Source organism: Streptomyces sp. Ac-502, assembly GCF_045222935.1.
GTDB lineage: Bacteria > Actinomycetota > Actinomycetes > Streptomycetales > Streptomycetaceae > Streptomyces > Streptomyces monomycini.
On the sequence record NZ_JBHFFO010000001.1, the window covers coordinates 5432293 to 5454776 of the forward strand.

Consider the following 22484-nt stretch of genomic DNA (forward strand, 5'->3'; position numbering starts at 1 on the left):
CTGGCCCGTCTGGGCCTGGTGTCCCCCTTGCGTCGCGTGGTCCGCATGCCCCGCGATCCAGTGGTCAGCGTGTGCGTCCTGGCCGTCCTGCGCGTTCTCCGCCTGCGAGTTCGTCACCCGGCCACCCTACGGCCCGTACCGACCCCGCTCAGACTCCCGTCTCCGCGGCTATCCGCCCCTTCCTGATCGCCGCGACCAACTCCGCGTGATCCGCCTCCGTACGGTCCGCGTAGGCCACCGCGAAATCGGCCAGCGCCTCATCCAGGGCATCCCCCTTGCCGCAGTACCCCGCCACCACGCGCGGATCGGCACTGTGCGCATGGGCCCGGGCCAGCAACGCACCCGTCATCCGTGCGTAGTCGTCTATCTGGTCGCCGGCGAGGGCGGCCGGGTCGACGCTGCCCTTACGGTTCCGGAACTGCCGCACCTGGTAAGGCCTCCCCGCCCCCTCCCCCGCCCCCCACCCCGCCTCCAGGACAAGGGCTCACCCTCAGCCCACGCCTCGCCAGGCCCCTCACTCCGCGCCCCACGCCCCTCGGCCACCGCGTCACTGCGACCCTCGGCGCTAGGTTCAGCCCACGTCTCGCCCACGCCCTCAGCCGATATCCCGAACCCGGGACCGGCCCACGTCCGCCCCACCCCTTCAGCCGACGTCCCACCCATCGGCCCAACCCATGTCTCGTCCGCCCCATCAGCTGTTGTCCCAGCCCTCAGCCCTCCCCCTGGCTGCCCCAGCTCCTCGGCCGATGCCCTCGCCCGTGGGCCACCCCACGCCTCGCCACGCCTTCCGCCCCGCGCTTCGAACCCCGCCTGCCCCCGAGGCTCACCATGCCCCTGACTCCACAGCTCGCTCTCCCTGACGACCCGTGCTTCGTCCCGTGCGTCGGGCCGCAGCTCGCGTGCCCTCTCGTCCCGCGCCTCAGGCCCTACCGACCACGCTTCGGCCGACGGCTCGGCCGGCCCTTCTGCCCGCCCTTCGCCCCTTCCCCGGCCACGCCCGCGCTCGTGTCCCCGCCCCGCTTGCTCACCCGCGTCACCACCGTTCGCGCCGCTTCCCGCGTGCGGCTCGTGCACCGTTGTCCAGCCCAGCAAGCTGTCGCTCACCACCTGCATGTGCCGCTGTCCGCGTACGATCCGCCGGCCCTCGTGGGCGACCGTCCGCGCAGGGAAGCCGACTTTCTCCACGTACGGAGTCAGCGCCGAACTCCTCGCCTCCTTCACCTGGAGCACCAGTGGCTCACCGCGGTGGTCCAGCAGCAGCACCACGTAGGAGCGCAGGCCCACACTCCCCGTGCCCACCACCCTGAACGCCACGTCCTGCACCTCGTACCTGGCCAGCAGCGGAAGCCGGTCCTCCGGCAGCGTGTCCAGATAGTCGGCGAGCGAGGAGACGACCGCGGCGGCCTCCGCGTCCGGTATGCGGCGCAGTACGGGCGGGGCGTCCACGAACCTCCTGCCGCCGCCGGGTATCTCCTCCGTCGACTTCGCCGCGAACCGCGCGCTGGTGTTCTTCCGGGCCTTGGCCACCACCTGCTCCAGCGTGCCCAGCAGATCGCGAGCGTCCGCGTGGGAGACCAGTTCCTCGTCGGCTATCGCGTTCCAGGCGTCGGCGGCCGACATGCCCGCCAGCAGCCGCATCGTGCGGCGATACGCGCCCACCGCGTCACGGGCCGCCTCACGACACTGCTCCTTGCTCGCCCCCGCTTCCCGGCCTGCCAGCACCAACGAGGCCACGAGTCGCTTCAGGTCCCACTCCCAAGGCCCGTACAGCGTCTCGTCGAAGTCGTTGAGATCCATCACCAGCTTGCCGCGGGCGTCGCCGTAGAGACCGAAGTTGGCCGCGTGCGCGTCACCGCATATCTGCGCGCCGATACCGGTCACCGGGGTGGTCATCAGGTCGTACGCCATCAGGCCCGCGGTTCCGCGGAGGAAGGCGAAGGGACTGGCAGCCATGCGGCCGACCCGTATGGGCACCAGTTCCGGCAGACGGCCGGCGTTGGACTCCTCGACGGTCGTCACCGCGTCGGGCCGCCCGGCATCCGGCGCGAACCGGCCCTGCGCCGAACGTGGTGTCCGCTCCCGGAGCGCCTTACCGACCGCCTTCGGCGCGGGTCCCCGCGCGTCCGGCCTCGCGAACCCCGTTACGTACGGCAATCGCGTCACCGCCGCCACCTCCTCCTTCGTGCCCCCTGCCCGGCCCCGGACACCGTCGTCCGGGTGCGTCGGAACGCCCGCAGAAACCGGTGGTCTGCCGCCGGTCGCCGGGATGCGGTCTCCGCCGCGTGGTCACGACGGTACAGACAGGCCCCGCCTCGCGGCAGGGCCTGTGGATAACTCTGTGTGACGGATTTGGGGGGGCGAGGGCCGGTCGACTCGGTCGGACCGACCGGCCGGTCAGCCCGGTCGCATCAGACGCCGACTGCCTCTTCCATCTCCTCCTCGGCCTCCTCGGACCGCCCGGACTGCTCCGCGTGCTCGTCGCCGGCGGCCGCGGCGTGGGCGGGGTGGCGTTCCGGCACCGTTGCGGCCACGGCGGCCGCGGCCACGGCCGTCGCGTTCTGTGCCGCGGCCGCCGCCGCGCGCCGACGGCGTGCCTCGGCCAGGGACGCCACGCCGACCAGCACCAGGCCCACGACCAGCCACAGCACCAGGGTCCAGACGTGTCCGGCCAGCCCGTTGCCGTCGAAGTAGACGTGGCTACGGGTGCCCTCGACGAAGCCGGCGCCGTTCCAGAACGCGTGGAGGGAGGCGAAGAAACCGTTCTGCAGCTCGGGGCGGAAGACACCGCCCGCAGAAGTGAAGTTGAGCATCACGAACAGCGCCATGACGCCCAGCGTGGTCCAGCGCTTGAGGAACGTGTGCAGCCCGGTGCCGATCAGCAGGATGCCCGCCGAGTACAGCCAGGCCATGGCCCACAGCCCCCACAGCCCGTGGTCCACGAGGTGGAAGACCGGGCCGGCGAAGAGCGTCCCGAGGATGCTGACCACGAACGAGGTGCCGACCGCCAGCGCCGCGCGCAACCGGATCGGCAGGACGGCCCCGGCGCCGCCGATCACCGCGACCGAGGCGTACGAGCCGATGCTGATCGCGACCATCAGGAAGAAAAGACCCTGGCTCGTCGGGTCGTCCTCGGCCGGCGGGGCGACGTCGGTGACCTTGAGCGGCATGCCCTGCTGGGCCGCGACGGGCGTGAAGATCTTCTGCACCACGGTCGCCGTGGTGTCGGAGCCGGCGGTCGCGACCATCAGTTCCGGTGCCGCCTTCGCCCCGGCGCCGTTCTTCGCCGCCGCCGCGCCGTCGCTCTTCGAGGCCGGTGCCCCGCCGCCGGTGGCGTGCGCGTCCATCACGTACGCGCCGAAGATCTCCTGGTGCTTCAGCTGGTCCTCGGCCTCGGCCCGGCTGCCGACCGTGCGGACGTCCAGGCCGCCGTGTGCCTTGTCGCTGATCGACTGGGCCAGCACCTGCGTCTGGGAGCCCGAACCGACCACGGCGACGGGCAGGTGGTGCGGCTCGGGATGCGCGAACGCCCCCAGGTAGGCCAGGCCCATCCCGATGCACATCAGCAACGGGGTGATCAGGTGGGTCAGGACGTGCCGCAGATCGGCTCGGTGATCGGGGCGGTGGTGGTCAGGACGTCGGACCGAACTCATGCGTCGTGCCTTCTCAAGCTAGTCGCTCAGCATCGAGTAGTTGGCTTATACAACTCTCATTTCACGTTGTACTATACAACTACTTCAACGAAAGGCAAGCACCCGTGGCCCGCAGAGACGAATCCGTCGAGACGATCCAGCAGGAGATGACCGCGTTCGCCCGCCGGGCACGCGCCACCGCCGCCCGCATGCACCCCGAGCTCTCGCTCGTCTCCTACACGCTGCTGGCACACCTCGACGACCAGAAGGGATGCCGCGCGACCGACCTCGCCGCGCACTACCTCCTGGACAAGTCCACGGTCAGCCGGCAGATCTCCGCCCTGGAGAAGCTCGGCTTCGTCGAACGCCGCGTCGATCCGGACGACCACCGCGTCCAGGTGCTGCACCCCACGACCAAGGGCGCGCAGATGCTGGCCAATGTCACCGCCAGCCGCCGCCAGGCTTTCCACGAACGGCTCGCCGACTGGGACGAGGAGGACCTGGACCGTTTCGCCACGTACCTGCTGCGCTACAACGCCGCGCAGGAACGACACGGCTGAGAGTCACGGACAGGGCCGCGCCGGCCCCGCTCCCCAGCCCTTCGCCATCGCTCAGGCCTGCCCAGCCCGTCCGGGCCTGCCCGGCCCGTCCAGACCCACCCAGCCCCGTTCGGACCTGCCCGGCCCCTTCAGGCCTGTCCCGACCCATTCAGGCCTGTTCAGCCCCGCACGGACCTGTCCAGCCCCGCCCAAACCCGTTCAGCCCCGCCCGGACCCGTTCAGCCCCGGAAGCGTTCCGGGCACTGCCCGCCGTCGGCGAGGTACGTCTCCGCCCACCGGGACAGCTCCTTGAGCGCGGGATCGAGCGCCCGCCCCGCCTCGGTCAGGCGGTACGAGACGCGCAGCGGCGGGCCGCCGTCCACCTCGCGTACGACCAGACCGGCCGCGGCCAGTTCCGTGAGCCGGTCCGAGAGCATGCGCTCACTGATGCCGGGGACCGCCCGCCGCAGTTCGGCGAAGTGCACCGGGCCGCCGAGAAGGACGGATACGACCAGGCCGGTCCACCGCTTGCCGAACAGCGCGAAGACCCGCGTCATGCCGGTGTCCACCTGCCTGCATGCCTCTTCGCCGCGCTCCGTCATGCACCCAGGTTACTGCGCCGCCGTTGGGTACTGAAGAAAAGTAAGCTACTGTTCTATCCATAGGTACGAACGGAACTCATCCTCGGGCCGTCACTCGGCCACGACCGAAGGACCGCATCATGGCCACGCTCCTGCACCTCGACTCCTCCCTCTCCCCGGCCGACGGATCCGCTTCCCGCGCGGTGACCGCCGCCTTCCGCAAGGCCTGGGAGGAGCAGCACCCCGACGGCACCGTCGTCTACCGCGACCTCGCCGCCACGCCGCTGCCGCACCTGGAGGCCCCGGGATTCACCGCCGCCTTCAGTGCCCCGGAGGACCACTCCCCCGAGCAGCGGACCGCTTTCGCGCAGCGCATCGAACTGGTGGAAGAGCTGGAGCAGGCGGACGCGGTCGTCATCGGCGCCCCCATGTACAACTTCACGATCCCCTCCACCGTGAAGGCATGGCTGGACCACGTGATCATCATGGGCCGGACCACCGGGGACGAGTCCACGCTCAAGGGCAAGCCGCTGACCGTCGTCACCAGCCGTGGCGGCTCGTACGCCCCGGGCACGCCTCGCGAGGGCTTCGACTACGTCCAGAACTACCTGGAGGCCGTGCTCGGCACCATGTTCGGCATGGAGGTCGACTTCATCGTCCCCGAGCTGACGATGGCACCCACCAACCCCGCGATGGCGGAACTCATACCGCTGTACGAGGCCTCCCGCGACAAGGCGTTCCAGGAAGCCGCCGACAAGGCCAAGGCCCTCGCCGCACGCCTCGCCGCCTGACGCACCGCGCCCGTCCCGGGCCCGCACAGGACCGCACACATCCGGCACGGGACCGCGCACATCCGGCACAGGCCCGGCACGCGCCCGGCCCGGACTCGATCCGGGTCGGGCGGCTTTACGCCCCCGACTCCGCGTCGCGCGCCAGCAACGCCGCCTGTACCCGGTTCTCGCAGCCCAGCTTGGACAGGATCCGGCTGACGTACGTCTTCACCGTTGCCTCGCTCATGTGGATCCGTTCGCCCGCGTCGGCGTTGGAAAGCCCCTCGCCGAGCAGGGACAGCACCTCCCTCTCCCGTTCCGTCAGGACGGACAGCCGCCGTCTGGCCTCCTCCGCGCGCCGTGCCGCACGGGACGCGCCGGTCTCACCGCCGGCACCGCTGCCGCGCGCCACCAGCGAATCGGCCACATGCCGGGTCGCCATCGGTGACATGTAGGCATGGCCCTCGGCGGCGGCACGCACCGCCCGGATCAGTTCGTCCGGCGCGGAGTCCTTCAGCAGGAAGCCCGCGCTTCCCTCGCCCATCGCCCGCAGGACGTTCTCCCGCTCCCCGAACGTCGTCAGGATCAAGGCGCGTACGGCCGGTGCCGCGCGGCGCAGCTCGGCGAGCGCCGTCAGCCCGTCCATGACCGGCATCTGGATGTCCAGGAGCACCACGTCCACGCCGTGTCCACGCGCGGCCTCGACCGCCTCCCTGCCGTTGCTCGCCTCCGCCACGACCGTGATGTCCCGGTCGGAGGTGAGGATCATCCGGATACCGGCTCTGATGAGCGGCTCGTCGTCAGCGACGATCACCCTGATCACTCGGGCTCCCGCACGGGCTCGTTCGGTTGTTTCCACGGACAGCGCCATCTTCCCCCATTCACGCGCCGGTCCGCCCGGCCGCCCTCAGACCTTCCCCAGGAAGGTCCGCTTCTCCACCAGCTTCCCGTCCTTGAAACAGAACCGGAACGCGCGCTCCTCATCCCAGTCCGAGGACGGTTCGGTGGATGCGAACGTCTCGCAGCGCGCGCCCTCCGGCTTCGCCGGCCCTGGTCGTTCAGCCCACTGTTCAGGAACGACTCCGACGGCAGTTGTCCGCGCACCTCGGCCTCCGGCGCCCCCGTCCTCATCCGCTCGAAGGTGCCCGGTGACACCGAACCCTCCTCCATCGCCTTGAAGAGTTCGACCGTCCCCCACACGGTCACCAGGCCCAGGACCACGACCACGCTCGCCGCCAGACCGCACCCGACGGCGAACCCCCTGCGCCTCGCCTCCCCGCGGAACATCGCCGTGTCCGGCGCCGCGTACACCCGCGACCAGTCGATGACCGGCTGACCGTCCTTGCCGGTACGCACCACGGGACGCCCGCGACCGGTGTCCGGGAAACCGCCACCCGGACCACCGAAATCATTCGGCCCACCGAAACCATTCGGACCACTCAAGCCGTCCGGGCCATCCAGGCCGCCCGGGTCGACCGCCCCTGACGGCCCGGCCGTCGGCACGGCGTCGGGCTCCTGGCCGTCGTCGCCACGTCCACCGGCCCGTACGGCAGGACTCCGGCGAGCCGGAAGCCGCCGCCCGGCACCGGGCCGCTGTGCACCATGCCGCCCACCAGCCGCGCCCGCTCGCGCAGACCCGTCAGCCCCTGGCCGCCGCTGACCTGGGGGCCGCCGGCCGCACCCGGCGGCACCGGCCCGTTGACGACCTCCACCAGCAGCGAGTCCGGCTCGTAGCGCAGGGCCACCGCCACCGGCGCTCCCGACGCGTGCTTGTGCGCGTTGGTCAGCCCTTCCTGCACGATGCGGTACGCGGCCCGGTCGACGGCCGGCGTCAGCGCACGCGGCTCCCCCGACCGGGAGACGGATATTCGCGCCCCCGCGCCACGCGACGCCTCGGCCAGCGCGTCCACCTGGTCCACCCCGCGCTGCCCCGCGTCCGGAGCCGTGCCCGCGCCGAGCGCCGGGTGTGCCGCGGCCGCGTCCTCGTGCTCGTGCTCGTCACGCAGCAGGCCCACGACCTCGCGCAGTTCGCGCATCGCCGCCACCGAGGCGCCGCGCAGCACACCGACGGCCTCCCGCTGCCGCCCGTTCAGCTCGGAGTCCACCTCCAGCGCGCCCGTGTGCACGGCGATCAGCGTGAGCTGGTGCCCCAGGCTGTCGTGCATGTCCTGCGCGATGCGCTGCCGCTCACGCAGCCGCGTCTGACGGGCGATCATCGCGTTCTCCCGCAGCAGTTGGGTGCGCTGCGCGTGGAGTGTCTCCACCAAGGTGCGGTTCTGCGACCAGTAACGGCTCGCGATGCCCGGCATGGCCACTATCGCCAGGAAGGACACCGCCAGGATCATCAGCTTCTCCGGCGACACCAGGGGAGGTCCTGGACCACCGGCACCACCGTGCTCACCACCAGCGCCACCGCGAACACCGCCAGGGCCCGCGCGCTGCCGGCGATCCGGCGTCCGGCCGACCAGCCCGCCACGATCAGCAGCACCATCATCCCCGCACACGGCCAGCTCAGCGCCGCCGCGAGGATCAGGACCGTACCCGGCAGGGCGCGGCGCAGCGGTACGAGCACCACCACCGCTGCCGTCACGAGCCAGGTACGGACGTCACCGCTGTCGCTGATCTTCTCCATGCCGAGCGCGATCAGCCCCAGCAGCAGGGCCAGCAGCGATTCACCGACGACGCGGTACGGCGGCCACTGCTCCGGACGGGCCAGGCACCGCCACACCCGCTCGACCGCGGCACGGACTTCCGCGACCCGGACCGCCGTCGCACGGCCCGTCGCGCGGACCCTTGCGCCGACCGCCGCCCGGCCCGCCACCTGTTCCTTCCCCCTGATGTTCACGCTCCGAGCGTAGGCACGCCCTGCCCGCCGACACAGTCACCATTCGTCGCTCCCTACCGCGACGAAAGTCGCAGCCCCCAAAGCCCCAGCACCCCACCACCCCCACCGTCCCCGCACACCGACCCCGCCCCACCTCTCCCCGACCCGTCCCTCTCACTCTCACCCCCTCCCCCTCTCCCATCACCTCCGCTCCTCTCCCTTCACACCTTCTCCATCCCCGGCCCCCTCCCCACCCCCACCGCAACCAACGCCCCCACAGCCAACGCGCCCCCGCTCCACAGCACCGCGCTGATCCCCCAACCGTCCGCCACCCGGCCCCCACCGAAGGCGCCCAGCGCGATGGCCGCGTTGAACACCGCCACGAACAGCGCAGACGCCCCCTCACGCGCCTCCGGGGCCACCACCATCAACCACGTCTGCGTACTGACCGACACCCCTCCGTAAGCCAGCCCCCAGACCGCCAGCAACGCCGCCGCACCCGGCACACCCACCCCCAGCACAGGGACCAGCAGCACGGCCCCCGCCAGCACCGCGCTGATCACCACCAGCGTGCCGCGCGGTGACCGCCCCGCCCCCGCACCGCCCGCGAAGTTCCCCGCCACCCCCGCGACCCCGTACACCAGCAGCAGCGTGCTGATCACCCCAGGACCGACCCCGGACACCTCCTCCAGCACCGGCCGCACGTAGGTGTACGCGGCGAAGTGCCCGCCTACCAGGAGCGCCACCACCACCAGCCCGGTACGCACCCGCGCGTCCCGGAACAGTCTCAGCACCCCGCCCAGCCGTACCGCCCCCTCGGCCGGCAGCGGCGGCAGCAGCACGGCCAGCGCCCCCGTGACCAGCGCCGCCAGCACGCCCACCACGACGAACGCCGCACGCCACCCGCCCAGTTGCCCGATCAGCGTGCCCATCGGCACCCCGAGCACCGACGCGGCAGCCACCCCACTGAAGATCAACGACGTCGCCGCGGCCACCGACCGCGCCGCCACCAGCCGTACCGCGAGCCCCGCCGCCAGCGCCCACACGCCCCCCATGCCCAGCCCGACCAGCACCCGCGCCGCCAGCATCACCCCGAAGTCCGGTGCCCACGCGGCCAGCAGGTTCGCCGCCGCGAGCATCGCCATCAGCCCGCACAGCACCACCCGCCGGTCCGCCCGGCCCACCGCCAGGGTCAGCACCGGCGCCCCCAGCGCCGCGACCACACCGGCCACCGTGAGCGTCAGCCCCGCCGTACCGTCCGTGACCCCCAGCGCGCCCCCGATGGGCGTCAGCAGCCCCACCGGCAGCATCTCCGACGTCACCACCGTGAACGTGGCCGCCGCCAGCACCCCCACCGCGGGCCACCCCGCGCCCCTGCCCGGCCGCAACTCGCCGCCGTGATCCGCCGTTTCCTCGATCGTCGTCATGTCCCCCAGCCAATGCGCAGCCGCCCGCGGGAACAACGGCGGACGTCTCACGCTTCCATGAGCGTGGCTCATCGATCCCGGAGTACCCGGAGTACCCCTTCCCCCGGGGCAACACCGTGCCCGTCACCTCCGGCGGCCTGGAGATGCGCGAACTGGAGTGTTTCCTCGTCCTCGCCGAAGAACTGCATTTCGGGCGCACCGGCGCACGCCTGTACGTCTCCCAGAGCCGCGTCAGCCAGCTCCTGCGCGCCCTGGAACGCCGCGTCGGCGCCCGCCTCGTCGAACGCACCAGCCGCCGGGTACGGCTCACCCCTCTGGGTACGGACTTCCTCACCGGCCTCCGCCCCGCCTACGACGCCCTGCGCGGCACGGTCGAGTCCACCGTCGCCGCTGCCCGCGGCATCGAGGGCCGGCTGCGCGTCGGCTTCCAGGGAACCGCCGACGACCGCATCATGCGGGCCATCGACACCTTCCAGGCCCGCCATCCCGGGTGCGCCACGGAGATCGTCGAGATCCCGCTCCAGGACCCCTTCGGCCCGGTGCACCGGGCCGAGGTCGACGCCGCCGTCGTCCTGCTGCCCGTCGAGGAACCCGGCCTCGTACTGGGCCCGGTCTTCTCCGAGCAGCAGCAGACCCTGGCCGTCTCCGTACGCCACCCCTTCGCCTCCCGCGCCTCCATCGACGCCGAGGACCTGGCCGACGGGCCGCTCGTCACCGTCGAAGGCCCCGCCCCCGAGTACTGGCGCTACGCCCAAGCCCCCACCCGCACCCCCGGCGGCCGCCCCATCCCGCCCGGGCCCGGCGTCCGCACCCTCCAGGAGGGCCTCACCCTGGCCGCCGCCGGACGCGGCGCGATGCTGCTCTGCCGCCCCACGGCGGACTACCACGGGCGCCGCGACATCGTGTTCGTACCGGTCACCGGCCTGCCGGACTCCGCACTCGGACTCGTCTGGCACCAGGACCGCGAGACCGCGCGCACCCGCGCCTTCCGTACGGCCGTCAGCGACGTGATCTGACGCTCACCGATGCGACGCAGGCCCGCCGGTGTGACGTAGGACTCACTGGGCGTCAGCGCGCGCACGGCGGTGGCGCCGTGGGCGGAAATTCACCGGGACAACGCAAGACCCCCGGTCCGGGAATCCCGGACCGGGGGTCTCATCTGTGCGCGAGGGGGAGTTGAACCCCCACGCCCTTTCGGGCACTGGAACCTGAATCCAGCGCGTCTGCCTATTCCGCCACCCGCGCATTGGGTGTGTCATCCGATTCTCTCACGCGATCCGGGCTTTCCGTCCGGGTCTTGTGCGAGCGCCTTCCGACATGCAGAACATTAGCACGCTGTCCGGGGTGGAATCACATCCGTTCTCCGGCACCCGCCCGTGACCTGCCCCGGAACCCCGTCGGGCCCCTCCGTCACCCGTCGGCCGACATCCCGCCGTCGCCCGCCGTCGCCCCGTCACGAAGGCCGCGCCGCCGCGAAGACCGGCCGGAACCACGACCACCGTCACCCCGACCCGGCCGCCACACCCCGCACCGGCCCCCGCACCGATCCCCCCTCCGGACGATCCCCGGTCACCCCTCCGCCCCACCCGTCGGTCGCCCCTACGAGCCACCCGGCAATCACCCCTCCGCCACACTCCGGCAGCCACCGCTCACCCCACCCGGGCATCCCTCCACCCACCCCGGCAGTAGCCCGTCCGCCACACCCGACCCCCGGTCCCACCGGCGCCAACCCGCGCCCCGCACCCGCGTCCGCCCCCCGGGATCAGGCCGCATCCCGCCACCTCGACCGATTCCCGCCACCCCCGCACACCCCCGCCCGCATCCGCCCCCGCCTCACCGCCCCACCCGGTCGGCGAACCCGGCGGTTGCGGGACACTGTGAGCGGGGCACATCTACGATCGCAGTGCCATCGCAACGCCGGCGCGGTCCCATCGCGAAGCCATCGCGGTGCCGGGGCCCGCCCCGGCGGCCGGTGACACGGCGGGTTTCACCACGGCGGCACCGCGGCCCCATCGCGGTTACGCCGGAGTGACGCACCAGCAAGCAGCAGTGAGCAACCTTGTGAGGGGCGACACTCGTCCTCACGACGGGAAAGGGGAACCAGCCGATTTCCCGGCGCGTGGATACGATCAGTAAGCAGTATCAGGACGACCCTGTCGAAGACCGACCTGACGAAGACTGAGGAAGGAGGTGCCCCGTGGGAGTACTGAAGCGCTTCGAGCAGCGTCTCGAAGGTCTCGTCAACGGCACCTTCGCCAAGGTGTTCAAGTCCGAGGTGCAGCCCGTTGAGATCGCCGGCGCCCTCCAGCGCGAGTGCGACAACAACGCCACCATCTGGAACCGCGACCGCACGGTCGTCCCCAACGACTTCATCGTCGAACTGAGCACCCCCGACTACGAGCGGCTCAGCCCGTACAGCGGCCAGCTCGGAGACGAGCTCTCCGGCATGGTCCGCGACTACGCCAAGCAGCAGCGCTACACCTTCATGGGCCCGATCAAGGTGCACCTGGAGAAGGCCGACGACCTCGACACCGGCCTGTACCGCGTCCGCAGCCGCACCCTGGCGTCCAGCACGTCCCAGGAGCATCCGGGTGCCGCCGCCGCGGCCCAGCGCCCCACCGCGCCCCGGAACAGCCCGTCCGGCCCCGGCGGTCATGTGGGCCCGCCCCCATGCCCACCTCGCCGCCCGGTGCCGCCCAGCCCGCGCCCCGCCCGGGGACACCCGGCGCCGGTGCGCAGCCGGGCGCGGCCTCCGACAGCTGGTACCAGGGCCGGGGCGGGGCGGAGCGGAGCGCGCCGACGCGACGCTGGATCGAGATCAACGGCAACCGCCACCAGATCTCCCGGTCGACCCTCGTCCTGGGCCGCAGCACCGACGCCGACGTACGGATCGACGACCCGGGAGTCTCCCGTAGGCACTGCGAGATCCGCGTCGGAACGCCTGCGACCATCCAGGATCTGGGTTCTACCAACGGCATCGTGGTAGACGGGCAGCACACCACCCGCGCTACGCTCCGCGACGGCTCGCGGATCGTCGTGGGCAGTACCACCATCGTTTACCGGCAAGCCGAAGGGTGAAGCGGGGGCAATGTCAGAGCTGACCCTCACGGTCATGCGGTTGGGTTTCCTCGCCGTACTGTGGCTGTTCGTCATCGTGGCCGTACAGGTCATCCGCAGCGATCTGTTCGGCACGCGTGTCACACAGCGCGGCGCCGCCCGGCGCGGCGGCCAGGAGGCGCGTTCGCAGCAGCGCCAGCAGGCCGCTCCGCCGCAGCAGCGCCGCCAGGAAGGCGGTCGCGGCAACAACCGTCAGCGCCGCGGGGCCCCCACGAAGCTGGTGGTCTCCGAAGGCACGTTGACGGGGACGACCGTCGCCCTCCAGGGCCAGACCATCTCCCTGGGACGCGCGCACGACTCCACCATCGTGCTGGACGACGACTACGCCTCCAGCCGGCATGCCAGGATCTACCCGGACCGTGACGGCCAGTGGATCGTCGAGGATCTCGGGTCCACCAACGGCACGTATCTCGACCGGACCCGGCTGACGACCCCGACACCGATTCCGCTGGGCGCCCCGATCCGCATCGGCAAGACCGTCATCGAGCTGCGGAAGTAGTGCTACGTCATGAAAGAGCGCGAGCGGAGCGAGCGAGCCGCGGCGGTCCACTCGACGGACCCGAGCGTGCTCCCGACCGGAGGGTGGGCACCGTGCGGATGTACCCCGAGCCGACGGGCGAGGTGCGTATGAGTCTGTCACTGCGCTTCGCCGCCGGATCGCACAAGGGCATGATCCGGGAGGGCAACGAGGACTCCGGTTACGCCGGCCCGCGCCTGCTCGCCATCGCCGACGGCATGGGCGGCCAGGCCGCGGGCGAGGTCGCCTCCTCCGAGGTGATCTCCACCCTCGTCCAGCTCGACGACGACGTCCCCGGCTCCGACATCCTCACCTCCCTCGGTACGGCCGTCCAGCGCGCCAACGACCAGCTGCGCGTCATGGTCGAGGAGGACCCGCAGCTGGAGGGCATGGGCACGACCCTGACCGCCCTGCTGTGGACCGGGCAGCGGCTCGGCCTCGTCCACGTCGGCGACTCCCGCGCCTACCTGCTGCGCGACGGCGTCCTGACGCAGATCACGCAGGACCACACCTGGGTGCAGCGGCTCGTCGACGAGGGCCGGATCACCGAGGAGGAAGCCACCACCCACCCGCAGCGCTCCCTGCTGATGCGCGCGCTGGGCAGCGGCGACCACGTCGAACCCGACCTGTCCATCCGCGAGGTACGGGCCGGCGACCGCTACCTGATCTGCTCGGACGGCCTGTCCGGCGTGGTCAGCCACCAGACCCTCGAAGACACCCTCGCCAGCTACCACGGCCCCCACGAGACGGTGCAGGAACTGATCCAGCTGGCGCTGCGCGGCGGCGGCCCGGACAACATCACCTGCATCGTCGCCGACGTCCTGGACGTCGACGCCGGTGACACCCTCGCGGGTCACCTCAACGACACCCCGGTCGTCGTCGGTGCCGTCGCTGAGAACCAGAACCAGCTCAGCGACCCCAGCACGATGCAGACGCCGGCCGCCCGCGCCGCCGAACTGGGCCGCCACCGGGACACGCCGCAGAGCGCGCCGGGCGGCTCCTTCGGTCCGCCGGGCAGCGGCGACAACGGCGTCACGGGCCCGCCGCAGGGCTCGTTCGGCGCGTTCACGGACGAGGAGTTCCTCAAGCCGGAGCGCGGCCGGGGCCGGTGGATCAAACGTTCGCTGATCATCGTGCTGGCGCTGGCCGCGGTCGGCGGCGGTCTGTACGCGGGCTACCGCTGGACGCAGACGCAGTACTTCGTCGGCGCCAAGGACAATCACGTCGCGCTGTACCAGGGCATCAGCCAGGACCTCGCCTGGATCAAGCTCAACAACGTCGACGAGGACCACCCGGAGATCGAACTCAAGTACCTCCCCGTCTACCAGCGCAACCAGGTCAAGGAGACCATCGCCGTCGACAGCCGCAACCAGGCGATCGACAAGGTCACCGAGCTGGGCAAGCAGGCCAACGCCTGCCGCTCGAAGGAGACGCGGGAAACGGCGGAGCGCGAGGCGGCCCGTAAGAAGGCCGAGGAAGACGCCCGAAAGAACAACAAGCCCGGCAAGCCCGGCGCGCCCCAGGCGACTCCGAAACCCACACCCACCACCAGCCAGACGCCCCCTCCGAGGAGCAGCAGAAGCTGGAAAAGAATTGCAGCACCCAGCAGTGAGGGCGTAGGGGGCCGTAGAACTGATGAGCAGTACCACCACCACGACCACCGTGGGCACGATCGGTGCCCCGAGCCGCCGCAACACCGAGCTGGCCATGCTCGTCTTCGCGGTGCTCATCCCGGTGTTCGCCTACATCAACGTGGGCCTGGCCAAGGAGGGCTCGGTCCCGGCCGGCATCCTGGGCTACGCCCTCGGCCTCGGCCTGCTGGCCGGCGTCACCCACCTCGTCGTCCGCAAGTGGGCCCCGTACGCCGACCCGCTGATGCTGCCCATCGCGACCCTGCTGAACGGGCTCGGACTGGTCTTCATCTGGCGCCTGGACCAGGAACCGCAGATCACCACCAAGCAGCTCGGCGGCGCCCTGGCCCCCGGGCAGATGATGTGGTCGACGCTCGGCGTCGCCCTCTTCCTCGGCGTGCTGATCTTCCTCAAGGACCACCGTGTCCTGCAGCGCTACACCTACATCTCGATGGTCGTCGCGCTGGTCCTGCTGATCGCACCGATCTTCTTCCCGGCCAAGTTCGGCGCCCGCATCTGGATCACCATCCCCGGTGTCGGTTCGCTGCAGCCCGGCGAGTTCGCCAAGATCGTCATCGCGATCTTCTTCGCGGGCTATCTCATGGTCAAACGGGACGCGCTGGCGCTGGCCAGCCGCCGTTTCATGGGCCTGTACCTGCCGCGCGGCCGCGACCTCGGCCCGATCCTGGTCATCTGGGCGCTGAGCCTGATGATCCTGGTCTTCGAGACCGACCTCGGTACCTCCCTGCTGTTCTTCGGCCTGTTCGTGATCATGCTGTACGTGGCCACCGAGCGGACCAGCTGGATCGTCTTCGGCCTGCTGCTCAGCGCCGGCGGCGCCGTCGCGGTGGCCACCTTCGAGTCGCACGTGCAGGAGCGGGTGCAGAACTGGCTCAACCCCCTACAGATGATCAACGGCGGCGTCACCGAGACCGCCCAGGCCATGTACTCCTTCGGCTCCGGCGGCATCCTCGGCTCCGGCCTCGGCCAGGGCTACTCCCGCCTGATCGGCGGCATCGCGCCCAAGAGCGACTACATCCTCGCCACCGTCGGCGAGGAAGCCGGTCTCGCCGGCGTGATGGCGGTCCTGCTGCTGTACGGCCTGCTCATCGAGCGCGGCATCCGTACGGCGCTGGCCGCCCGCGACCCGTTCGGCAAGCTCCTCGCCATCGGCCTGTCCGGCGCCTTCGCCCTCCAGGTCTTCGTCGTCGCCGGCGGTGTCACCGGTCTCATCCCGCTGACCGGTATGACGATGCCGTTCCTCGCACAGGGCGGCTCCTCCGTCATCGCGAACTGGGCCCTGGTCGCGATCCTGCTGCGCATCAGCGACACCGCCCGTCGTCCCGCCCCGGCCCCCGCGCCCTCGACCGACGCCGAGATGACCCAGGTGGTCCGCCCGTGAACAAGCCTCTGCGCCGCGTTGCCATCTTCTGCGGCCTGCTGGTTCTCTCGCTGCTCATCCGCGTCAACTGGGTGCAGTTCGTCCAGGCCGACGAGCTGAAGAACGACACGCACAACCGGCGCGTGGCCATCGAGCGCTACAGCCAGCCGCGCGGCAACATCATCGTCGACGGCAAGGCCGTCACCGGCTCGACCACCAACGAGAGCGGCGACTTCAAGTACAAGCGGACCTACAAGGACGGCCCGATGTGGGCGCCGGTCACCGGCTACGCGTCCCAGGCGTTCGGCTCCAACCAGCTCGAAAAGCTCAACGACAGCATCCTGTCCGGCACCGACGACAAGCTCTTCTTCAGCCGTACGGTCGACATGTTCACCGGCGACAAGCAAAAGGGCGGCGACGTCGTCACCACCCTGAACGCCAAGGCGCAGAAGGCCGCCTACGAGGGCCTGAACAAGAGCAAGGGCGCGGTCGCCGCGATCAACCCGGAGACCGGCGCGATCCTGGCGCTGGCCAGCACCCCGTCGTACGACCCCTCCACCTTCGCCGGCATGTCCGACAAGGACGCCAAGGCGTACAACGGGCTGCTGAAGAAGAACAACCCGGACGACCCGATGCTCAACCGGGCGCTGCGCCAGACCTACCCGCCGGGCTCCACGTTCAAGGTCGTCACCGCCGCCGCCGCGCTGGAGAACGGCCTCTACACCGACATCAACGCCAAGACCGACTCGCCGCTGCCCTGGTACCTGCCGGACACCGCGCACCAGCCGCTGAACAACGAGGGCAACATCCCCTGCGAGAACGCCAGCCTCAAGGAAGCGCTGCGCTGGTCCTGCAACACCGTCTTCGGCAAGATCAGCGCCGACCTCGGCAACAAGAAGATGAAGGCCGAGGCCGAGAAGTTCGGCTACAACGACCCTGAGGTCGACACCCCGGTACGGGCCGCAGAGAGCGTCTACCCGACCGACAACCGGCCGCAGAACGCGATGGCCGGCATCGGCCAGGCGTCCAACCGCGCCACCCCGCTGCAGATGGCCATGGTCACCGCGGCCATCGCCAACGGCGGCAAGCTGATGAAGCCGTACATGGTCGACCAGCTGGTGGCCCCCAACCTCAACGTCGTGCAGCAGCACACGCCGGAGGCGATGAGCCAGCCGCTCAAGCCGGAGAACGCCCAGAAGCTCCAGGAGATGATGGAGGGTGTCGTCAAGAACGGCACCGGCACCAACGGCCAGATCGACGGGGTCACCGTCGGCGGCAAGACCGGCACCGCCCAGCACGGCGAGGACAACAAGGACAACCCGTACGCCTGGTTCATCTCCTACGCCAAGACCTCCAAGGGAACGCCGGTGGCCGTCGCCGTCGTGATCGAGGGCTCGGACACGCTCCGCGGCGACATCGCGGGCGGCAAGCTGGCCGCCCCCATCGCCAAGAAGGTCATGGAGGCGGTACTCGACGGCAAGAAGTGACCCCGGTCACGCCAATACCGGTCGGATATCAGGTGCCGGTCGCGACCGGGCCCCGCACGGCGTGCCGGGTACGGTATGCCCGAACAGCACACCGCCGGACCACACACGGGTGCGGTCGGGACTGACGGAGAGGGCTGGAGAAGCTTATGGAAGAGCCGCGTCGCCTCGGCGGCCGGTACGAGCTGGGCTCGGTGCTCGGCCGCGGTGGCATGGCCGAGGTCTACCTCGCCCACGACACCCGCCTGGGCCGCACCGTCGCTGTGAAGACGCTGCGCGTGGACCTCGCCCGCGACCCGTCCTTCCAGGCCCGGTTCCGCCGTGAGGCCCAGTCGGCCGCCTCGCTGAACCACCCGTCGATCGTCGCGGTGTACGACACCGGCGAGGACTACGTCGACGGTGTCTCCATCCCGTACATCGTCATGGAGTACGTCGACGGCTCCACCCTGCGTGAGCTGCTGCACTCCGGCCGCAAGCTGCTGCCCGAACGGTCGCTGGAGATGACCATCGGCGTGCTCCAGGCGCTGGAGTACTCCCACCGGGCCGGCATCGTCCACCGCGACATCAAGCCGGCCAACGTCATGCTGACCCGCACCGGCCAGGTGAAGGTCATGGACTTCGGCATCGCCCGTGCGATGGGCGACGCCGGTATGACGATGACGCAGACCGCCGCGGTCATCGGCACGGCGCAGTACCTCTCGCCCGAGCAGGCCAAGGGCGAGCAGGTCGACGCCCGCTCCGACCTGTACTCGACCGGCTGTCTGCTCTACGAACTGCTCACCGTACGGCCGCCCTTCGTCGGTGACTCGCCCGTCGCCGTGGCCTACCAGCACGTACGGGAAGAGCCGCAGCCGCCGAGCAACTTCGACCCCGAGATCACGCCCGAGATGGACGCCATCGTCCTCAAGGCGCTGGTCAAGGACCCGGACTACCGCTACCAGTCGGCGGACGAGATGCGCGCCGACATCGAGGCGGCCCTCGACGGGCAGCCGGTCGCGGCCACCGCCGCCCTCGGCGCGGTCGGCTACGACCAGGACCAGCCGACGGCGATGCTGCGTCCGCAGGACCCGGCCGGCCAGACGTCGATGCTGCCGCCGATGAACCCGGACGACGGCGGTTACGGCTACGACGAGCGGCCCGACCGGCGCCGCGGCGGTGGCGGCCAGAAGAAGAAGCACACCTCCACGATCCTGCTCGTCGTCGCGGGCATCCTCGTCCTGGCCGGTGCGATCTTCATCGGCAAGGCGATGTTCAACAACACGCACACCAGCAGCGACGTCAAGGTGCCGGAGCTGACCGGGAAGACCCTGGAACAGGCCAAGTCGGCCGGCGTCAACGGCGGCTTCAAGGTCTCCAAGGGCGGCAGCACGGCCTGTGAGAACGTCGAGAAGGACCAGATCACCAAGCAGGATCCGGCCGCCGGCGGGACGGTCGCCAAGGACGACACGGTGACGGTGACGCTCTGCACCGGGCCGGAGAAGGTCACCATCCCCGACGTCACGGGCCTGACCTTCGACAAGGCGAAGGACGACCTGAAGAACAAGGGCTTCGAGGACGTCCAGAAGACCGAGCGGGTCTCGGAGCGCCCGGAGGGCACGGTCGTCGACCAGGACCCCAAGGGCCAGAGCGAGGGCACCAAGAAGACCAAGATCACGCTGGTGGTCGCCAAGAAGTCGCCCACGACGACGGTGCCGCCGGTGACCGGTCAGGACTTCAACACCGCGCAGAAGCAGCTCACCGACCTCGGCTTCCAGGTCAGCAAGAACGAGCAGGAGGTCTCCGACCCGAACCAGGTCGGCAAGGTCACCACGCAGTCCCCGGGCGGCAACTCGCAGGCCCGGAACGGGTCCACGATCACGCTGACCGTCGGCAAGGCCGCCGAGCAGAAGCCGGTGCCCACCGTCATCGGCCAGTCCGTCAAGGACGCCAAGAAGGCCTTGCAGGACGCCGGCTTCACGAACATCCAGTTCGCGGGCGGCAGCTCACAGGACGACAAGGCCCGCGTGGTCACCCAGGACCCGCAGCCCAACACCCCGTCCGCCCCCGGCTCCACGACGGTGACACTCACCACGATGGGCGGCCCCAGCGGGGACGGTGGGGACGGTGGTGACGGCGACAGCGGTGACGACGGTGGCGTCATAGGCGGTTGGTGGGGACGGCACAACAGGCACTGACGGGCCACCGTCGGAGTACGGGAAAGCCCCGGCACCCTTCTGGGAGGCCGGGGCTTTGTCGTAGGCGGACTGTCCGCCGGGGCCGCTACGGGTCGTCGGGGCCGGGACCGGCCGTGGGGCCGGTCCCGGCCTCAGCGCAGTTCCTTCGGCGGGGTGCGCTGGGCGTCGACCTTCTCGGTGCGCTCCAGCTCGCCCCAGACGATGTAGCGGTACCTGGAGGTGTAGACCGGCGTGCAGGTCGTGAGCGTGATGTAGCGGCCCGGCTTGCGCTTGCCGGACTCCTTGGGGATGTCGCCCAGAACGTCGACGTTGTACTTCGAGGTCTCGTCCAAGGACGCGTAGACCTTGTAGATGTACCAGGTGTCCTTGGACTCGAAGACGATCGGATCGCCGTCCTTGAGCTTGTCGATGTTGTGGAACTTCGCGCCGTGTCCGTCGCGGTGCGCGGCGAGCGAGAAGTTCCCCTTCTTGTCCTGCGGAAGGGCCGACTTGACGGGCTCGGTGTAGTAGCCGGCGACGCCCTCGTTCAGGACGTCGGGGTCGATGCCCTTCTTGACGAGCACCTCACCGTTGCGCATCGCCGGGACGTGCAGGAAGCCAATGCCGTCCTTGGTGTCGAGCGCGCCGGGGCCCTTCGGGGCCTGCGCCCAGTTCTTGCGCACCGTGTCGCCCTGCTTGTGCGCCTCGCGGTCGGCGAGGACATTCGTCCACCACAGCGAGTAGACGACGAAGAGGGCCAGGATCAGCCCCGCCGTGATCAGCAGTTCTCCGACGACGCTGACGACGGCGGCGATGCGTCCGCGCAGGCGGCGCGGCGGCGTGGACGCCGACGGCTCCGCCGCCGGGCCGGTGTCCTCGTCGTGTCCGGTGGCAGTCACCGCGTGGTACCCCTCTTACATTCGCTCAGCTGACGAGCGCATCCGGCTTGCCCTTGCTCCGCGGCCGCTCCTCGACCATCTTGCCCCAGACGATCATCCGGTAGGTACTGGTGAATTCGGGCGTGCAGGTCGTCAGCGTGAGGTAGCGACCGGGGCGGGTGAACCCGGATCGCCTCGGCACCGGGTCGAGCACCGCGATGTCCCGGGGCGAGGTCTGCGGCAGGATGCTCTCCATCGTGTACGTGTAGTACGTGCTGCGCGTCTCGACGACGATCTTGTCGCCCTTGGTGAGCTTGTTGATGTAGCGGAACGGCTCACCGTGCGTGTTGCGGTGCCCGGCCACCGCGAAGTTGCCCTGCTTGTCCCAGGGCATCGCGGTCTTCACGCTGTTCTTGTCGTAGTGGCCGACCATGCCGCGGTCCAGCACCGCGGGCTTGTCGATGCCCTCGGCGATCGGGACCTTCACGTCCAGCTTGGGGATGTACATGATGGCGAAGCCCTGGCCGGCCGAGAAGGCGTCGGGCTTGCGGTCCTCGCCGCCCTCGTCCCACTCGTGCTCCAGGTTGCTGGCGGTGCCGCCGGCCTGCTGGTGCGCCAGGACGTTCGTCCACCACAGCTGGTAGGTGACGAAGAGCAGCATCAGGACGCCGAGGGTGATGAACACCTCGCCCACGGCGCGGCTGACGACGGTGCCCGGGCTCTCCTTGCTCGCCCGCTCGGCGCGACGGGCCTCCAGCCGGGTCATGGGCACCGAAGGCGTCTCAGCGGCCGAGGAGGAGGCGTCCGTACCGCCCGAAGGGGAACCACGCCGTGCACGCCTGTTACCGCGTTTGGCGGCCTCCTGGGCGGCTTTACGGCGTGCGGCACGGCCACCGGTCGCCGGTGTCGTCGAAGTCGACGTGCCGGTGGCCGGGGCTTCGGGCTCGGTTTCACGTGAAACAACGTCCGGCCCGCCGTGTGCGACGCCTGCTTCCGTGGCCTGACGGAGCGCCATGGTCTCGGCGTCGTAGGCGGGGTCCGGATTGGCGGTACCGACCGAAGTGCCGACCGGGCCCGGTACGTACGGCGGGTCCAGGACCGGGTTCAAGAACGGGTCCGGCGCGGGCATCGGCCCTGGTGCGGGTGCGGGCCCTGGTTCAGGCGCGGGCATCGGCCCTGGTGCGGGCACGGGCTCGGACGCCGGGGAACGGTCCGGGCCGGATATCGCGTGGCCCTGTTCCTGGCCGTGGCCCTGTTCCTGGCCGTGAGCCTGATTCTGCCCCTGCCCCTGCTCCTGCCCGTGGCCGTGGCCCTGTCCCTGCCCATGGCCCGTGTTCTGCCCCTGCTGCTGCGCAGGGGGCGCCGCCGGAGCCTGATGCGGCCGGAACCACGGAGAACCGCTCCGCCCGGAGGCGGGCTGCACCGGCTGTGCGGGTCGCACCGGCTGAGCAGTCTGCCCCCGCTCCGACCGGCCGGACCCCTCCGGCCGCGGACGCTCGTTCCGCCCGGGGCCCAATCGCCCCGATGCCGGTTCCTGCGCCGGCGGGCGGCCG

Annotated in this window: 17 protein-coding genes, 1 tRNA gene and 3 pseudogenes; 10 read left to right on the top strand and 11 right to left on the bottom strand. The window is 70.7% G+C overall.

Annotated features, from left to right (window positions below):
* Window positions 1-148: 148 nt before the first annotated feature.
* The 3 genes and pseudogenes from ACEXOX_RS24545 to ACEXOX_RS24555 all read right to left on the bottom strand — a co-directional run.
* A pseudogene (locus ACEXOX_RS24545) lies at window positions 149-442 on the bottom strand (DUF2252 family protein); the annotation flags it as partial.
* The gene (locus ACEXOX_RS24550) at window positions 364-2163 is read right to left on the bottom strand and encodes a DUF2252 domain-containing protein (protein ID WP_406523297.1); all 1800 of its coding nucleotides are present in this window, start codon (window positions 2161-2163) and stop codon (window positions 364-366) included. The gene ACEXOX_RS24550 and the pseudogene ACEXOX_RS24545, both read right to left, overlap by 79 nt.
* 245 nt (window positions 2164-2408) lie before the next feature.
* The gene (locus ACEXOX_RS24555) at window positions 2409-3650 is read right to left on the bottom strand and encodes an ABC transporter permease (RefSeq protein ID WP_406523298.1); all 1242 of its coding nucleotides are present in this window, start codon (window positions 3648-3650) and stop codon (window positions 2409-2411) included.
* Window positions 3651-3754: 104 nt separating this feature from the next.
* Here ACEXOX_RS24555 and ACEXOX_RS24560 point away from each other — a divergent pair, with 104 nt between their 5' ends.
* Window positions 3755-4189, top strand: a complete 435-nt coding sequence (locus tag ACEXOX_RS24560) for a MarR family winged helix-turn-helix transcriptional regulator (protein WP_406523300.1) — start codon at window positions 3755-3757, stop codon at window positions 4187-4189.
* A 218-nt stretch (window positions 4190-4407) separates the two neighbouring features.
* On the opposite strand, the gene ACEXOX_RS24565 is transcribed toward ACEXOX_RS24560, so the two are convergent.
* Complete coding sequence (locus ACEXOX_RS24565) at window positions 4408-4770, bottom strand: winged helix-turn-helix transcriptional regulator (protein ID WP_406523301.1); 363 nt, start codon at window positions 4768-4770, stop codon at window positions 4408-4410.
* A 119-nt stretch (window positions 4771-4889) separates the two neighbouring features.
* On the opposite strand from ACEXOX_RS24565, the gene ACEXOX_RS24570 reads away from it, so the two are divergent.
* Window positions 4890-5540: an FMN-dependent NADH-azoreductase gene (locus ACEXOX_RS24570; RefSeq protein WP_406523302.1), complete on the top strand. Its 651-nt coding sequence runs from the start codon at window positions 4890-4892 to the stop codon at window positions 5538-5540.
* 115 nt (window positions 5541-5655) lie between these two features.
* Here the strand turns inward: ACEXOX_RS24570 and ACEXOX_RS24575 are convergent, their stop codons facing one another.
* Window positions 5656-6342, bottom strand: coding sequence for a response regulator (locus tag ACEXOX_RS24575; RefSeq protein ID WP_406523304.1), 687 nt, complete (start codon window positions 6340-6342; stop codon window positions 5656-5658).
* 318 nt (window positions 6343-6660) lie between these two features.
* Here ACEXOX_RS24575 and ACEXOX_RS24580 point away from each other — a divergent pair, with 318 nt between their 5' ends.
* Entirely contained in the window at window positions 6661-6855 is a 195-nt protein-coding gene (locus tag ACEXOX_RS24580) for a hypothetical protein (RefSeq protein ID WP_406523305.1), read from the top strand.
* A 103-nt stretch (window positions 6856-6958) separates the two neighbouring features.
* Here ACEXOX_RS24580 and ACEXOX_RS24585 read toward each other — a convergent pair whose 3' ends face one another.
* The 3 genes from ACEXOX_RS24585 to ACEXOX_RS24595 all read right to left on the bottom strand — a co-directional run bounded on the left by ACEXOX_RS24585 (window position 6959) and on the right by ACEXOX_RS24595 (window position 9770).
* Window positions 6959-7882 carry a sensor histidine kinase gene (locus ACEXOX_RS24585; RefSeq protein ID WP_406523307.1) on the bottom strand — a complete coding sequence of 308 codons (924 nt, stop codon included), beginning with the start codon at window positions 7880-7882 and terminating at the stop codon, window positions 6959-6961.
* Complete coding sequence (locus tag ACEXOX_RS24590; RefSeq protein ID WP_406523308.1) at window positions 7864-8364, bottom strand: hypothetical protein; 501 nt, start codon at window positions 8362-8364, stop codon at window positions 7864-7866. The genes ACEXOX_RS24585 and ACEXOX_RS24590 overlap by 19 nt, the downstream gene beginning before the upstream one ends.
* A 200-nt stretch (window positions 8365-8564) precedes the next feature.
* Window positions 8565-9770: an MFS transporter gene (locus ACEXOX_RS24595; protein ID WP_406523309.1), complete on the bottom strand. Its 1206-nt coding sequence runs from the start codon at window positions 9768-9770 to the stop codon at window positions 8565-8567.
* 143 nt (window positions 9771-9913) lie between these two features.
* On the opposite strand from ACEXOX_RS24595, the gene ACEXOX_RS24600 reads away from it, so the two are divergent.
* Window positions 9914-10786 carry a LysR family transcriptional regulator gene (locus ACEXOX_RS24600; RefSeq protein ID WP_406526458.1) on the top strand — a complete coding sequence of 291 codons (873 nt, stop codon included), beginning with the start codon at window positions 9914-9916 and terminating at the stop codon, window positions 10784-10786.
* 145 nt (window positions 10787-10931) lie between these two features.
* Here the strand turns inward: ACEXOX_RS24600 and ACEXOX_RS24605 are convergent.
* Window positions 10932-11016, bottom strand: a tRNA-Leu gene (locus ACEXOX_RS24605).
* A 951-nt stretch (window positions 11017-11967) separates the two neighbouring features.
* Between ACEXOX_RS24605 and ACEXOX_RS24610 the strand changes: the two are divergent.
* The 6 genes and pseudogenes from ACEXOX_RS24610 (at window position 11968) to pknB (ending at window position 20074) form a co-directional block, all read left to right on the top strand.
* Window positions 11968-12848 (top strand): annotated as a pseudogene (locus ACEXOX_RS24610) (FhaA domain-containing protein).
* Window positions 12849-12858: 10 nt separating this feature from the next.
* Window positions 12859-13386: an FHA domain-containing protein gene (locus ACEXOX_RS24615; protein ID WP_030017036.1), complete on the top strand. Its 528-nt coding sequence runs from the start codon at window positions 12859-12861 to the stop codon at window positions 13384-13386.
* Between the two features lie 128 nt (window positions 13387-13514).
* Window positions 13515-15016: pseudogene (locus ACEXOX_RS24620) on the top strand (PP2C family protein-serine/threonine phosphatase).
* A 23-nt stretch (window positions 15017-15039) separates the two neighbouring features.
* Complete coding sequence (locus tag ACEXOX_RS24625; protein ID WP_406523311.1) at window positions 15040-16437, top strand: FtsW/RodA/SpoVE family cell cycle protein; 1398 nt, start codon at window positions 15040-15042, stop codon at window positions 16435-16437.
* On the top strand, window positions 16434-17903 hold the full coding sequence (locus tag ACEXOX_RS24630; protein ID WP_406523312.1) for a peptidoglycan D,D-transpeptidase FtsI family protein: 1470 nt from the start codon (window positions 16434-16436) through the stop codon (window positions 17901-17903). Before ACEXOX_RS24625 ends, ACEXOX_RS24630 begins: the two co-directional genes overlap by 4 nt.
* A gap of 146 nt (window positions 17904-18049) precedes the next feature.
* On the top strand, window positions 18050-20074 hold the full coding sequence (gene pknB, locus ACEXOX_RS24635; RefSeq protein WP_406523313.1) for a Stk1 family PASTA domain-containing Ser/Thr kinase: 2025 nt from the start codon (window positions 18050-18052) through the stop codon (window positions 20072-20074).
* A 131-nt stretch (window positions 20075-20205) separates the two neighbouring features.
* Here pknB and ACEXOX_RS24640 read toward each other — a convergent pair whose 3' ends face one another.
* Window positions 20206-20952 carry a class E sortase gene (locus tag ACEXOX_RS24640; protein WP_406523315.1) on the bottom strand — a complete coding sequence of 249 codons (747 nt, stop codon included), beginning with the start codon at window positions 20950-20952 and terminating at the stop codon, window positions 20206-20208.
* Window positions 20953-20977: 25 nt separating this feature from the next.
* Window positions 20978-22447, bottom strand: coding sequence for a class E sortase (locus tag ACEXOX_RS24645; protein WP_406526459.1), 1470 nt, complete (start codon window positions 22445-22447; stop codon window positions 20978-20980).
* Window positions 22448-22484 lie beyond the last annotated feature (37 nt).